Source organism: Microcoleus sp. Pol11C3 (genome assembly GCF_036701485.1).
GTDB lineage: Bacteria > Cyanobacteriota > Cyanobacteriia > Cyanobacteriales > Microcoleaceae > Microcoleus.
Genome location: NZ_JAUBQW010000017.1, coordinates 26,053 through 40,711 on the forward strand (window position 1 = coordinate 26,053; position 14,659 = coordinate 40,711).

At 44.6% G+C, this 14,659-nt stretch carries 11 protein-coding genes and 1 pseudogene; 4 read left to right on the forward strand and 8 right to left on the reverse strand.

Annotation, left to right across the window (positions count from 1 at the left end):
• Positions 1 to 339 precede the first annotated feature (339 nt).
• The 3 genes from QUA40_RS06780 (at position 340) to QUA40_RS06790 (ending at position 6,248) form a co-directional block, all read left to right on the forward strand.
• On the forward strand, positions 340 to 3,567 hold the full coding sequence (locus QUA40_RS06780; RefSeq protein ID WP_333123123.1) for an efflux RND transporter permease subunit: 3,228 nt from the start codon (positions 340 to 342) through the stop codon (positions 3,565 to 3,567).
• 297 nt (positions 3,568 to 3,864) lie between these two features.
• A complete protein-coding gene (locus QUA40_RS06785; protein ID WP_333123126.1) occupies positions 3,865 to 4,866 on the forward strand; it encodes a hypothetical protein in 1,002 nt (333 codons plus the stop codon).
• A 200-nt stretch (positions 4,867 to 5,066) separates the two neighbouring features.
• The gene (locus QUA40_RS06790; RefSeq protein WP_333123128.1) at positions 5,067 to 6,248 is read left to right on the forward strand and encodes an RtcB family protein; all 1,182 of its coding nucleotides are present in this window, start codon (positions 5,067 to 5,069) and stop codon (positions 6,246 to 6,248) included.
• Positions 6,249 to 6,260: 12 nt separating this feature from the next.
• Here the strand turns inward: QUA40_RS06790 and QUA40_RS06795 are convergent, their stop codons facing one another.
• From QUA40_RS06795 to QUA40_RS06810, 4 genes and pseudogenes are all read right to left on the reverse strand, one after another.
• A complete protein-coding gene (locus tag QUA40_RS06795) occupies positions 6,261 to 6,581 on the reverse strand; it encodes a DUF433 domain-containing protein (RefSeq protein WP_333123130.1) in 321 nt (106 codons plus the stop codon).
• A gap of 24 nt (positions 6,582 to 6,605) precedes the next feature.
• Positions 6,606 to 7,040: pseudogene (locus QUA40_RS06800) on the reverse strand (NACHT C-terminal alpha/beta 1 domain-containing protein); the annotation flags it as partial.
• A 63-nt stretch (positions 7,041 to 7,103) separates the two neighbouring features.
• Entirely contained in the window at positions 7,104 to 8,360 is a 1,257-nt protein-coding gene (locus QUA40_RS06805; protein ID WP_333123134.1) for a hypothetical protein, read from the reverse strand.
• A gap of 66 nt (positions 8,361 to 8,426) precedes the next feature.
• Entirely contained in the window at positions 8,427 to 10,085 is a 1,659-nt protein-coding gene (locus QUA40_RS06810) for an NACHT domain-containing protein (protein WP_333123135.1), read from the reverse strand.
• Between the two features lie 170 nt (positions 10,086 to 10,255).
• Here QUA40_RS06810 and QUA40_RS06815 point away from each other — a divergent pair, with 170 nt between their 5' ends.
• Positions 10,256 to 10,495 carry a hypothetical protein gene (locus QUA40_RS06815; RefSeq protein ID WP_333123138.1) on the forward strand — a complete coding sequence of 80 codons (240 nt, stop codon included), beginning with the start codon at positions 10,256 to 10,258 and terminating at the stop codon, positions 10,493 to 10,495.
• 110 nt (positions 10,496 to 10,605) lie between these two features.
• Here the strand turns inward: QUA40_RS06815 and QUA40_RS06820 are convergent, their stop codons facing one another.
• The 4 genes from QUA40_RS06820 to lpxB all read right to left on the reverse strand — a co-directional run bounded on the left by QUA40_RS06820 (position 10,606) and on the right by lpxB (position 14,656).
• Positions 10,606 to 10,977 (reverse strand): DUF4278 domain-containing protein, encoded by a 372-nt coding sequence (locus QUA40_RS06820; protein WP_333123139.1) that lies wholly within the window; start codon positions 10,975 to 10,977, stop codon positions 10,606 to 10,608.
• A 349-nt stretch (positions 10,978 to 11,326) separates the two neighbouring features.
• On the reverse strand, positions 11,327 to 11,671 hold the full coding sequence (locus tag QUA40_RS06825) for a BON domain-containing protein (RefSeq protein ID WP_333123141.1): 345 nt from the start codon (positions 11,669 to 11,671) through the stop codon (positions 11,327 to 11,329).
• A gap of 526 nt (positions 11,672 to 12,197) precedes the next feature.
• Positions 12,198 to 13,460, reverse strand: coding sequence for a DNA cytosine methyltransferase (locus QUA40_RS06830; protein WP_333123143.1), 1,263 nt, complete (start codon positions 13,458 to 13,460; stop codon positions 12,198 to 12,200).
• Between the two features lie 23 nt (positions 13,461 to 13,483).
• Positions 13,484 to 14,656, reverse strand: a complete 1,173-nt coding sequence (gene lpxB / locus QUA40_RS06835) for a lipid-A-disaccharide synthase (protein WP_333123146.1) — start codon at positions 14,654 to 14,656, stop codon at positions 13,484 to 13,486.
• Between the last annotated feature and the right edge of the window lie 3 nt (positions 14,657 to 14,659).

A 14,659-nucleotide genomic window follows, 5' to 3' on the forward strand; every position in this document is an offset into this window, starting at 1 on the left:
AGACTTTACGAACAGGCAAGATGCCTGTTCCACAACAAATAAACTTTCTTGTGGAACAGGCATCTTGCCTGTTCCTGATTGCGATAACTTACAGAGATTCAAAAGCCCCTAGGAATTTCTGCCAATCTGCGTTTTGGGCTAGAGACTACCTCTAAAGAAATATTCACAAAAAATTTTGGGAAAATTTATTAAGATTTATTATACTCCTCGTAAGGTGCGTCAGTAGATATTCTCTCACGCCCCAGAGAAATTTAAGGCTGATGCACCCTACTAGAATTAATCTGACTGACTGGGTAAACTTTTCAATTCTAAAATCTAAAATCTAAAATCTAAAATCGAATGACCCCCGACAAACCCGGATTCAGCATTAGCGCGACCGCGATTCGTCGCCACATCGGCACCCTCATGCTGACACTTGCTATTATAATCGTGGGCTTTTTCTACATCACCCAACTGCCCGTTGACTTGCTACCCTCCATCACCTATCCCCGCATCGGCGTGCGCTTAAACGCCCCCGGAGTCTCCCCAGAAGTAGCAATAGACGAAGTTACCCGCCCCCTCGAACAAGGACTTTCCGCCACTGAAGGCGTCATTCAAGTTTTCTCCCGCACTCGCGAAGGACAAGTCAGCGTCGATTTATTCTTCAAACCCGGGGGCAACATCGACCAGGCCCTCAACGACGCCACCGCCGCTGTCAACCGCATCCGCAACCGACTTCCCGATACAGTTGAATCGCCCACTCTCTTCAAAGTTGACCCTTCCCAGCAGCCGATTTACGAATTTGCCCTCACCTCCAACTCCTTGCAAGGAGTTGATTTGCGCGTATTTGCCGATGAAGAATTATCCAGAGAACTAAACGTAATTCCTGGAATAGCAGCAATTGACGTTGCCGGCGGCGTGCAAGAAGAAATTCAAGTAAATATTGACTTAAATCGCTTGCAATCTTTAGGCGTCAGTATTTCCGACGTTTTATCCGCCCTCGAATCCCGCAACCTCGACACTTCTGGCGGGCGACTGCGGCAAGAAGCAGCGGAACCTTTAACCCGTACCGTCGGGCGATTTAAAAACGCCAAAGAAATTCAGGCAATTTCTTTTCAATCATCCGGTTCTAATCCGCCAAAACGAGTTTTTTTGCGTGATTTTGCTCAGGTAATTGACGGTACAGAAGAAGAGCGAGTTAAAGTATTGCTAAATCAGAAAGCAGCCGTAAAAATTAGCATTCAAAAGCAGCCTGACGCCAATACAATCTCAGTTGTAGATGGCATCAAAAAGCGGCTAGAAGAATTAAAAGCATCCGGGACAATTCCCGAAGGTACGACTATCGTCAATACTTTCGACGAGTCTAAGTTCATCCGCGATTCTATTAGCAACGTCCTATTTTCTGGTTTAACCGGGGCTGTTTTAGCGGGGGCAGCAGTTTTGCTGTTCCTCGCTTCCCTGCGCCAAACTTTGATTATTGTCCTGGCAATTCCCCTCGCAACTTTAATGGCAATTATTCTGATGGGAGTTTTTGGCCTATCTCTCAACGTCTTCAGTTTGGGCGGTTTGGCGCTGGGGGTGGGAATTGTGGTCGATAACTCGATCGTCATGCTGGAAAATATTGTCGAAGGAACCAGCAATAAAAACAGTGCCAATGGCAAGCAGCGTTTAAGTAACAAGCAGTTGATGCAGCAAGCAGAAAAAAGCAGCCAAGAATTAGAATCAGCTTTATTTGCTTCCACCATGACTAACTTAGTTGCCGTACTGCCATTTTTGCTAATAGGCGGCTTAGTTTCCTTGCTTTTCAACGAATTAATTCTCACCATCACTTTTTCTGTCGCCGCCTCTCTGATTGTCGGATTGACAGTTGTACCAATGATGGCTTCTCGACTGCTAGCGCTGCGGGTATCCAGCGGTTTGAGCAACTTTTGGCCGCTGCGCGCATTCGATCGATATTTTACCAATGCTACCGCCGGTTATGGGAAATTTTTATCGGGAGTAGTGCGGTGGCGGTTGATTATCATTGCAGTAGCGATTATTGGATTGGGCGGTGGCAGTTGGCTGATGGCTGGTCAAATCCCCCAGGAAATATTGCCCAGAATTAATACCGGTCAAGCGAGATTGTTTGCTTTGTTTCCCGCCGGCACAAATTTGGCAACCAACCAAAGAATCATGGCAGAAGCTGATAAAATTATCCTCAGCCAACCAGAAACTTTATACACTTTGACGACGGTGGGCGGGCTGTTGTTCGGCAACAGTACGAGTGAGAATGTGCTGCGCGGCGGCTGCAATATTTCGCTAAAACCTGGCACCAATACATTGGATTTTGTGCAGCGAGTTACGCAAGAATTGAATAAAAAAATTGATTTGCCCAAAAATACTCGTTTGCGCCTGAATCCAGAAAATGTGCGGGGTTTGATCTTAACTAATTCGCCAGTGCGCGGCGCTGAAGTTGATGTCCTGCTTCAGGGCGAAAACGAACAAATATTGCAGCAAGCCGGCCGCGAGATATTGGCAACTTTGGATCAGAAGGTAAATTTAGCTACTTTTCGCCCGGATGCAGACCCGCAGCAGCCGGAAGTGCAGATTCGCCCCAACTGGGAACAAGCGGAAATCTACGGGTTGAATGCGAGGCAAATCGGAGAGGCGATTCAGACAGCAATTCAAGGTTCTGTTCCCACGCAATTGCAGCGGGGAAACCGTTTGGTTGATGTGCGGGTACAGTTCGATCGCGCTGCTGTTCAATCGATTTCTGCACTAAAATTTATCCCTTTAACTTCTAGGGATAACAGCATCATCCGCTTGAGCGATGTGGCGAATATTGAACTGGGAAAAGCGCCTGGGGAAATTCAAAGGCTTAACCAGCGCCAAGTTTTCATGATTGCTGGGAATATTAATAAGGGCGCGAGTTTGGGCGATGCTTTGAAACAAGTGGATGCAGTTTTGTCGGAAATCAAATTGCCGCCGGGAGTGCGAGTGATACCTAGTTCGGCGGCGGAAACTAACCGGGAATTGCAAAGTTCGCTGATTGTTTTGGGATCTTTGGCGGCGTTTTTGGTATTTGTGGTGATGGCGGTGCAGTACAATTCGCTTGTCGATCCGCTGGTGATTATGTTAACGGTGCCGCTGGCTTTGGCTGGGGGGATTTTCGGGCTGTATGCGACTAAAACTGCGATCGGGGCAACGGTGATTGTGGGGGCGATTTTGCTGGTGGGAATTGTGGTAAATAATGCGATTATTATGGTGGAGTTGGCGAACCAAATTCGGGAAGATGAAAAGGTCGATCGCGCCACGGCAATTCTCAGGGCGGCACCTCAGCGTTTGCGTCCGATTTTGATGACAACTATTACTACAGTTTTGGGTTTATTTCCCCTAGCTTTGGGAATTGGAGACGGTTCGGAATTTCTGCAACCTTTGGGAGTTGTGGTGTTTTCCGGTTTGTCGCTGGCGACGCTGCTGACGCTGTTTATTATTCCGTGTTTCTATATTTTGCTGCACGACTTCTTTGGGATATTTACAGCGAAGAAGAAACCGCAGGCGGTTGCTATTCCTGTGCAGAAGGTGGCTAGAAAGACTCCGAATTTGTAAAACCCTGAGCTCTTGCACCATTTTCAAGAACAGGCTTTCCGGCCTGTTCCACACATAATGAGTTTTCTTGTGGGGTGGGAATCCTGCCCGCCCTGAAAGGATTATTAAGAATGGTGCAAGATTTTAGTTAAAATAGAGCCTATCTACGCAGAATATCTAAATATTTTTATACTAATTATACCAAAATATGAAAGACAAATTGACTGGAGTATCTTAGGCATAAATCAACGTACTGATTCCGAGTGGACGATTGCGACAAGTTGCGATCGCCAAAAAGTTACTTTAGTCGATCGCAACTTGTGGCCACAATACGAATACCACCTTCCCGACGCAATTAGCTGTTTAGCCCTCAGTCCCAAAGGCGATTTGCTGGCAGCAATTATGGCAAATGGCAATCACTTAGCAATTGTGGCAGCAGAAAACCAGCTAGTTTTTGAAGAACAGCTACCTAACCCTCCTGTTGAGCTTTCATCTTTGTATAACGATAATGGATTTCTGGACTGCTGGTTTGATGCAGACGGCTTGCGTTTTTGGTGCATGAAATTAATTGAACGCAAGGAAGTCGAGATTCAAATTCGCGATACCAGTTCGTGGCAAATTCAGCGAAAACTTCGGCTCAAAGACCATATCGACAGCCGTTGCTTCTCGTTTCACCCACACCCAGAAAATCAAATTTTAGCTGTTTGGGATGCTGCGGATCTGTACGGACAGCAAATCTACTGGCTTTATGATGATGGTACGAGAATTCACGCCGTAGATGTTCCCTGTCCCAATGAAACAGGGCCTCCAGAATTTCATCCTGCCGGTGGCGAATTTGTGGTTATACATAGTTGCGGGCAACAACTCAGCCGATTCAGTTTTCCTGATTGCAATTTACTTGGAATATGCGAATGGCCTTGGCCTGATTCTGATGACTGTTTTAGGTACTATATGTGCTACCTATCAGACGATCGCGTTTTAATTGACACTCAGCAAGGGAGAATGTACCTAATCGATCTTGACAAAATGGAAATATCAGATGAACTGATTTTAATCGGTCATGAACCGCGTCCTTCTCAAGAACTTTACCCTAATCTCAAGGATGTTGAAGAAGAGCTTTGCAGCGACTTGGACTGTTTTTATCGATTTGATTCAGATAGGATTCTTTCCGTTCACTCACAACTGCCGAGTCAAAAACCTGACTCTAAACAGAAGACATTAGTTATCTTCGGGGGAAAAGAGCTGTTTGGTTCGCTGGCGAAGGTACAACAATCCGCACCCTACAGTAAATTATTCATTCAATCTTTAGGAATATCTTAAGAATTTTCAATTTTCAAGAACAGGCAAGATGCCTGTTCCACAAAGAAAGAATCAGTTTTATTGTGGGGTGGGCATCCTGCCCGCCCCTAACGCGACTGACGCACTCTACCAGAATTATTCAGTTAGGTGCCTTTGACATCGTATTTTCTTATGTTACAATAAATACTACATAAAAAGCGGAAAAATAAATCCTAACACAAATGCCCTACGAAAAATTAGACATATCAGCCCCAAAACCCGTGCTATCTTGGGCAAATCACGCCCTTGGCGAAAAAGAAACCAAGATGACCGCAAACGTAGCATCTTTGCCATTTGTATTCAAACACGTCGCACTAATGCCCGACGTACATTTAGGAAAAGGTGCTTTAGTCGGTTCAGTAATTGCCACAAAAGAAGCGATTATTCCGGCTGCTGTGGGCGTGGATATTGGTTGTGGCATGATGGCGGTGAAAATGCCTTTCACCGCCAACAAATTAGAAGGTAAACTCAAACAAATTCGCCTCGATATCGAAGCCGCAATTCCTGTGGGATTTGCGGAAAATAAAGAAGTAGAAACAACTGTCACCAACTGGCAAGGATGGGGAGAATTTAAGGAACTTCATCAAGGCGTGCAGCACCAAAACAATAAAGCCTTAAAACAAATGGGTTCCCTCGGCGGCGGCAATCATTTTATTGAGGTTTGCGTTGATACTGAAAACTTTGTTTGGCTGATGCTGCATTCCGGTTCTCGCGGCATAGGAAACTTGCTCGCACAGCAGCATATCGAGACTGCTAAAGATTTAGCTAAACTGGCAGAGATTAATCTGGCTGACAAAGATTTGGCTTATTTTGTAGCGGGTACGCGGGAGTTTGCGGCTTACTGGCACGATTTGCAGTGGGCGCAAGATTATGCTCGTTTTAATCGCGACGTGATGATGAATCGGTTTAAGCGCATTGTGGAAAAGCACGTCGCGGGAGGCAAATCTGTTAAGCCGTTATTAGAGGTGAATTGCCACCACAATTACGCGGAAAAAGAGGTGCATTTTGGGGAAGATGTGTATGTTACTCGCAAAGGTGCCGTGCGCGCGGATGTTGAGGATTACGGGATTATTCCGGGTTCAATGGGGGCGAAATCTTTCATTGTTAAAGGGAAGGGAAATGCTGAAAGTTACTGTAGTTGCAGTCACGGTGCGGGGCGCTTGATGTCTCGCAATCAAGCGAAGAATGTATTCACTCTGGATGATTTGGTGCGGCAGACTGAGGGGGTTGAGTGCCGGAAAGATGAGCAATTTTTAGATGAAATTCCGGGGGCTTACAAGCCGATCGATGAAGTGATGAGTCAGCAGTCGGATTTGGTGGAAGTTGTGGCGACTTTGAAGCAGGTGGTTTGTGTCAAAGGGTGAATGTAAGGGAAGCTACAAAGGCAATAGCACTTGATCACGTAGTCTAGCAGCAAAAGGAGATTCGCCAGCTTCAATTTCTGCCTGTTTAACATACTCTTCTCGTCGCTTGATTTCTGCATCGAGTTCTTGTTTGCGATCGCAATAATAAGCTAACGCAGAAAGAATTTGGCTCATAGTTAAGTAGCGATGATTGAGGTGTAATTCTGCAGGACTCCAACCATAAGCTATCTCAGCTTCGACTAATTCAACGACTTTCATCGTAGTTCCGGCTATGATGGTAACATTGTCTTCGTTGAGTTCTATATATTTATACTCGGTCTTTGTAAGTGTCATAGTTGCTGCTTTGTCGATCGACTCTTAAATAGGATGTCTATTTTCTAGTATACTTCGCCGAATCCATGCTACAACAGCAGCGACTAAATCGGGTTGGCTGGGTGAAAAAGTTGGCAAGGGAATATTTCCTTGTTCGCACACGACACAAATCGCGCCATCAAATTTGCTTAAAGCTTTCAGAAATGAATCGCTAAATCCTGTGGGTGTGGCTGAGAGTGCGGTGGAATCGTAGCAGATGAAAAACAGGGGAATTTCGCTTGGGCGGCGCAGGTAATTCCAATAAATTTTGAGTTTTTGCATTGTATCGGGATACCCATTCTGCCACTCTGGACTATTTTGATTTAGCATCTCATTGTAAATTTCTGGGGCGGGGTTTTCGGGGTCGATGAATTGGTTTGTGTCGCTGCAAATTAGTTTTAGTTTGTTAGATATATCGGGTTCGTTGTCAATAGCATTGGCAAGGACTTGGGGTAAGTTTGCTGAGTTGAAACTTTGTGCCCAGGGGGTAGAATCGGCAGTAGTTTATGGGACTTCTGGATCGCGTGTGGTGGCGGAATCGTGCCATGCTTTATAGAAGGTGGGGTAAGGGAGGTTTTGGGCGCAGTGCCAGAGGACTGAGTAGTTTTCGCGGATACGATCATCGGGGCAATCTTTTAAGCCTTGAATTACTAAATGTAAAAAAATAGCTTGATTGGAGACTTGTTGACCTAGCAATATTGATGTTAAGCAATCACCAGCTATCTCTTGAGTTTCCTTGTCTTGGTTGGTACGTAAAATCAAGTTTAAATGAGAAATTACTTTAAGAATTTGCGATTCTAATTCTTTTGCTGTTATATCCCCTAAACCTAGGAGCTTGATATCAGTGAGCAACGCATCCATTACGCTATCTTCAAGTTGCTTAATCCTTGCCTCGGTTATATTTTTGATGTCAGTAGCATACTGGTATTGTGGGTGATCAATTGGGGCTATCTTCAAAAAAGCCTTAGCACTCAACCAATTATGATGTGAATAAAAGGGATCAATTTTTTCTAGATGTTTCGCAAAAACTTCTATAATAAAATCTAAACTCTCACAATCAATTTTTAAAGTTTCAATAAAAAGGTTACTAATAGATATAGCAATTTTACTAGAATCGCTCTTGATCCAATTAATGATTTTTTGAATGGCTTTTGCTTGTCGATTTCCTGTAGTAATTTTTACCAGGCTACAAGAAGCTATTTCTACACAGCAGATATTTTCAGAGCCATCGTCTATGATGCTATTCAAAGCCTCGATTGCATCACTATTACCAGTGCCGATTACTCCTAAAGTCTCGATCGCTTCATGTCGAATCTGCCGATACTTAATTTTATCTTCTAGTAATGGCAATATAAATTCCACAGCTTTATGGTAGTATGCTTCCGGCAGTGCTGCCCTAGCTCCCTCTATAATACTAGAATGAAATTGAGCATCCTGTAAGTTTTTAGAGAAATAACCAACTTCTTTATAGAAACAATCAAAACTCCACGTTATAATCTGCTGTGCAATCTCATCAGCCAAGTGACTTCTAAATTCAGGAATTACAGCAGCAGCTAGAAAATACGCTCGATACCAATAAAATTTACCATTGAGTCCATCGTTAAAGTTTATGATTCGCTTAATAAATGCCTCTTTCTCCTCTTTCTCCTCTCTATCTTTTTCCTCTCGACCCAACCACAGCAAAATCACCTCTTTCCACTGCGGCTCAAAAATGCGATAGCGCTTGGCATAAACAGGACTATCGACATGATTCCGAGGCAAAAAATCATTCCAATTATCAATCGCAGTCGCAGCGAAATATTCCTGAAATGTGGGATGGTAGAAAGCTTAGACACGTTTAAGGGGATTTTTTGCATCTACTCCAACTTGATTCAGCCAGCCGACTTTGAACGCCAATTGGAACAAAGAATCGTTGTTAAATACACCTTCAATAAACTTATGTTGCAAACAAAATCGGTTCTCTTGCTTATCAATTGCTTCTTTTGCCAATTCTCCCAACTTGAAGTTTAGTTGCTGTCTCTCTTCCGGTGTTGTTTCATCTTGTTTCCACCTGTAGACTTCTTCCACATAATGTTGGTAAAGTTCTGCCTTGGTATCAGGTAACTTGCCCTCTAGCAAATGCCAAATCGAACACAACAGCATTAACCGAAGCGGATTTCTCACCAAATCCTTAATTCGTTCTTTTCCGGGTTGGTTTAATGCCTTTTGCAACTGAATCCCTAGTTCGGGGTCACTTTTTTGAAAACCATTATTAATAAACTGCTTGATTTTCTCTTCGTTAAACCACAACGTGCGATAGGTTTGAAAGCCATTGAGTGCATAAGGATTTGCTTCCCAAATATTCAGCCGACAAGTCAGGATCACAGGCAAATTCTGACTCCAAGCTGGTATCCATTGATCGACAAATGTGAAAGGATTACCCGACGCAGCCATCTCATCCACGCCATCCAGCAGCAGCCATACCTTCCCAGCCGTCAACTGTTTTTCAAAATCAGCTTTCATTTTCGGCGTGATGCTAAATTCCGCATCTTCCAGACAATAATTCAGGAGATATTCTTTTAACTGTGGCGCTGGTTTCGGCAAATTTCCCAAGGATATCCAAATCGGCAAATAATCGGTATTTTCCAATATCCAGAAAGCAACTCTTTGCAGGAGTGTGGTTTTACCTGCACCCGCTTCTCCAATTACTGCAATTTTGTTGCTTTGATTTGATTTCAGGACTTTGGCAAGAAAGTCTTGGTACTCCAGTTTCTCGGTTTCTTCGTAGTCTGGCTGGTACGACCGGGATTTTTTAGGATCGTCTTCACTCCGTTTGTCTGGCTTTTTGCATTCGACTAAGGCCAAATCTACATCAAAATCGCCGAGATTAAATACCATCGCCTTAGCACGCATCAGCCGATTGGTTGTCAGTTGCTTTTGCTTTTCCAAGCGGTTGCGGCAGATATCGCCCCAGTCGATGCTTTTATCTGTTGTCTGGGGAGATGTTTCAATGTGCAACTTCTGTTGAACCATGCCCAGATTTTCGTTTATTGACGCATCTTTATGTTTCAGCTTGAGAGTGAATATCCAATAACGTGTATTTTTTTTATTCTCAGGGCGTTTATCTTGCCACACTCCCAAATTTTCCAAATAAGAAAATACATCTTGGACTACCTGTCCTTGTCGGTCTTTCGAGCTACTGAGAGAATCTTCCCGCTGACGTTGCGGAAGCTCAAGAGGATTGCCTGTTGTTTCTGCTAGCTGCCACAAAGCCTCTTTTGTTGTACCTTCAAATACTTTCTCTCCTCCTTTGGCTTTATTCTTGTCTTCCCGACCTACTTGAAGCGTATTTTCAGAAACCCACTTGACTTGAACTGGTGCTTTTAACTCAGATTCATCAAGGGTGGAATTTGGTTCTACCACTAGCAACAAAGCATTTACCAAATTCAGGACGTTGCGCTTGGAACGTTCGTTTTTGCTAAACTTGCGTGCACCGTTCTCAGACATAGGTCAAATATAAAGAAAATCTTAAGAAATCTTCACTGTCCGTTTGGGCAACCTTCCCCAAGCAGCTAATCCCTATTTTATAAGCACTTGGAAAGTTGCTTGGGGAATTTGGCTGGGCTTTTGATTACAGAGAGGCTTGTTTTGTAAGCAATACAGCCACGTGAGGGCATATGAAAAATCGTCAAAAGTTTGTGGGGCGAGTTATAGAGATCGCATTTGTCACACAAGCCATCATTATCGGCATCAACGGAAATCTCGATGTGCATTCAGGTAAACCCGTCCTCGATGTTATCCCGCCGATGATTACTCAAGCTATACCGTTAATCGTCAAAGCCTATCGCACCCGAAAGAGTGTTGAGAAGGGCGATCGCATTAAAAAAGATCGCATCCCCCAAAATCCCGACGATTGATATCGCTTCGAGGCTGCAAATTCGATCGCACAAACAGCATCAAAAGGGGGAAATTGAGCTTAACTCGATTTCCCCCTCTTGACAAACGCTTTGTTTTCTGATGCTTTTCTCTAACAGACCATCTGCTGCCACTCAAGTTCTAGCAAGCGCAGCAGTCTTTCATCGCCCTTGGCCTTGGCTGCTTGCTTTCTACGATCGAGAATATTGCAAATATTCGCCCGGTGCACTTGGGCCACTTCCACAACTGTGGGATAAAATTCAACCGCCGCTGGGGCGCTAGCTGCTGCGACATCCCGATCGCCAGCTTGAGAATCTTGCTTTGTGGTATAGTTTGTGCCGCCGTGTTTGTTGGGGTTGGGAATGTGTCTCGGATAGCGATAGTTCCAGTTTTGACCCCGATATTTGCCCGCGACTTCGCCTTCAATCATATCCACTGTCGGAATGTCGTACTCGTAGTTTGCGCCACGATAAGTGAGTTTCATATTTTTTGATCCTTATATGTATGGAGATAAAAAGGGCAGTCAGGTCAGGTTTGCTTTTTAGTCAGTAAAAACTTTTTCCTTTCTGTATTCTATTTTACCGTTTACTGGAATAACCAGCAAACTCAACAAAAATTAATATTTTAACGGTCAGAGCGCACAAAAAAGCCCGCTACAGCGGGAGCTAAAGGTTTGCTGGCGGTCAAATTCGATCGAATCCAGCAACTAAGTTATGGCTAAAAAACTTTTGAGCTCTAGTTTCCGAGCTTTGAAAAACCCCTGGCATCCCCTCTCAACTCCCCTTAGACAGGGAAGCGAGGAGGAATCGCAGAAGTGAGTGAGCCAATAGGCTCTAGCCGATTGTCACTTGATCGGTTTGCACGTTTGTTGCGCCTTCTTCAGCAGAGGCGATCGCCACCAACTTGTCGAGAATTTCCTGACTGGGAACTTGACCTTTGAGAACAACCGTGCTGCTGAGCTGAGCTACATAAACAGTCTCGATATCAGCAACTTCTGAATCGCCGTCAAAAGCTAAAGCCACCCGCTTCGCCAGGCCACTTTCGTCAAAATTTCCGTCTGGGCCGACTTTAGCAGGAGCGATGGATTGCGCTTGTGCTGCTTGCTGTACTACTTGTGCCATCGGTTCAGCCGGGGTTTCAGGCTTTTCGAGTCCGAACAGTCTTTTAAACCAACCCATATTAGTTGAGTCTCCTGAAAATACACTTTTTACACGATAGCTCTAGAATTCCAAAAGACTCGTAATTGTTGCAAAACTCAGTGAAATTTCTCAAAATGTTTTCCGGCAGACTTTCACAATCTAAAATCTCCAATGGTATTCAGATGTTAATGTTGCTATTTAATGTATAGGACGATCGCTATACCTTGGATTCTAGGTGCGTAGTCGAAGTAGTTTCCACTGTCACCTAAAAAAAAATGCACAGCGCGCCGGAATACCTTCCCGGTTTGTTTAACTACCGGGAATATCTCATCTCGTACCCGTCATTGACCAGCGCCCAATTATACAGGGGCGGCGATTGGCGTTTACTTGGAGCTACTCCTGCATAAGTAGTGATGCAATTTGATATAACCTGCTCTATATAAGCAGATGAAAGGTAAAAATCACGACTTGTTTACCAATTACCAATTAACAATGACCACTCATCCATTCCCAATTCCCACTTACCGATTCCCAATTCCCAATTACACATAATTTAATATAATTTTTAACTTTTTAGATAATGTTTTTCGGCTTCCGACCAATTCAGTTTAAGCAACGAATCATCTCCCCATGTCAGCTTGAAACTCGGCTTAATTGCTTCCACGCCCAAAGCGCTAATAATCTGCGCTGCTACAGCTTTCGCCAGTAGCGGCGGTACAGAATTTCCGACTTGGCGAAAACCGTGCCATTTTGTAACGTGAAATCTAAACCAGTCAGGATAGGAATGCAGTCGCGCAGCTTCCCTGACTGTAATGCACCGAGGGGCGATCGGGTGAATTGGTCTTGGCGAAGTATAAGCCCCCCTGGCCCTGTCGGTGCCGGCCCTGAGAGTGTTGCAAACTCCCTCGGGATGCAGCTTGTAAAAACGGCTGATCGGCTCTTTTTCCCCGTGTTTGGCAGCCTGAAACCTTTCCATACATTCCAGAGAATGTTTAGTTCGTAAACTACAAGAGAGGATTTGTCGATCGTACTCGCGATCGTAGGAATAATCATCATCCAAACCATCAATTCCGCGCATTATACTCGCATAAGTGCTGGACTTTCCGTACTCCGCCATCACCCAATCTCGGTGCAGCAACTCGCTGTACTTTTCCACTTCCGGCAAATCTCCAATCGCATCCCAAACTGTAGGGACAGCAGGTAAATTAACTTTTTTATAGCGTTTAGGAATTTTAACTTTCGGGAGTATCGTCGTTGGCTGAGGGTATTTGGGCAGCTCATAATTTTTTTTGCAGCCAATCAGAAATAAGCGTTTGCGAGCTTGCGGCACTCCGTAGTGAACCGCGTTGAGAACTTGATAGTTTTCTTCTACTTGATAGCCTGCTTCTAGGAAAGAACTAATTAAAATATTCAGGAGTTCTTTATGTTCTCCTGACGCAATTCCCGGCACATTTTCCATTACGAAAAACTTGGGTTTTAGCTCCAAAACTAAGCGCTGAAAGTGAAAAATTAGAGAATTTCGCGGGTCGTCCACATCGCGCTTGCCCATCATCGAGAATCCTTGACAGGGCGAACCGCTGATTACTACGTCTATCTCGCGCCCCCCGATCGCCGATTTTTTCCGAATTTCCGATCCCCTAAGCTGTGCCACATCTTTGCACACAATAGAACACATCGGGAAATTGAACTCGTGTGTGGCGCAGTGAATTGGGTCAATTTCCACTGAGGCAAGTACGTCAAAACCTGCTTGTTCAAAGCCCAGTGTCATGCCTCCCGCACCTGCAAATAAATCAACAGCGATCGGTCGCTTTTTCCGATTGCTTGGCATAACATTTCAATAACAAAGTTGCTTTAATTTACTGTATTTAATTTAACATTTTTCATTATTTCGGCAGCCGCGCGATCGCACACGCCCACATCTCCGAGACTTTGGCGCATTTCCCGATAACCTGCCAAAGTTTGCTGGCGTCGATCGGCATTTTGCAGCAATTCCAGCGCATGGTTCACTATATTTTCCGCAGTGGCGTCGTCTTGCAGCAACTCCGGGACGATCGGCTTCATTTGCACCAAATTGGGCGGAGACATAAAAGGAATCGAAAATTTCAGGACGTGGCGAGCAATAATCGCCGTAATCGGACTGACGCGGTAGGCGACAACTTGCGGAACATCGAGCAAAGCTAGCTCCAGATTGACAGTACCAGATTTAGCGATCGCCAGATCGGCAGCGGCTAATATTTCCAGAGTTTGATTTTCTAACAAAGTAGCCCGCAGACCGTAATTCTCGATCGCCTGTTCGATTTTGCTGCGGAAAGCTTTATTAGCAAGCGGAATCCAAAAATAAACTTCCGGCAATTTAGCTTGAATAATTTGAGCGGCCTCAAATATAACCGGCATCAGGTACTTTAGTTCTTGGTGTCTGGAAGCGGGAATTAGGGCGATCGACACCTGTTCCGGCAAAATTCCCAAAGTTTTGCGGGCAACTTCCCGGCTGGGTGCAGATTGCATTCTATCCACCAAAGGATGACCAACCCAACTCACTTCTGCTCCTTTTTTTTGATAATAACAAGCTTCTTCGGGAAAAATTGCCAAAAGTTTGTCGCAAATATTGACAATCAGCTCAGTATTGCGAGGAGAAATCGACCAAACCCATTCTTGAGGTGCGATGTACCAAACCACCGGTAAATCTGGCAAACAGCGGCGGATGTAGCTGCCAATACCGAGATTTGGAGTCAAATAATCAATCAATACAACAGCATCGGGGCGAAAGTTTTTGAGATATTGTTTAGCTTTTTGCTGAACTTGGATCGTCGGCCAAATATACGGCACTGATTCTATCAGGCCCATAGAACCAATGCCCACAGTATCGCCTAAAATAGTAGCCCCAGCTTCTGCCATACGAGGACCGCCCAATCCGGTTATTTCTAGCTCAAAACCAGCGGCGACAGCGTGACGTTTTAAGGCGGCCACTAACAAAGAGCCTTGCAAATCCCCAGAAACCTCACCAGTGCTAATAAAAATTTTCATATT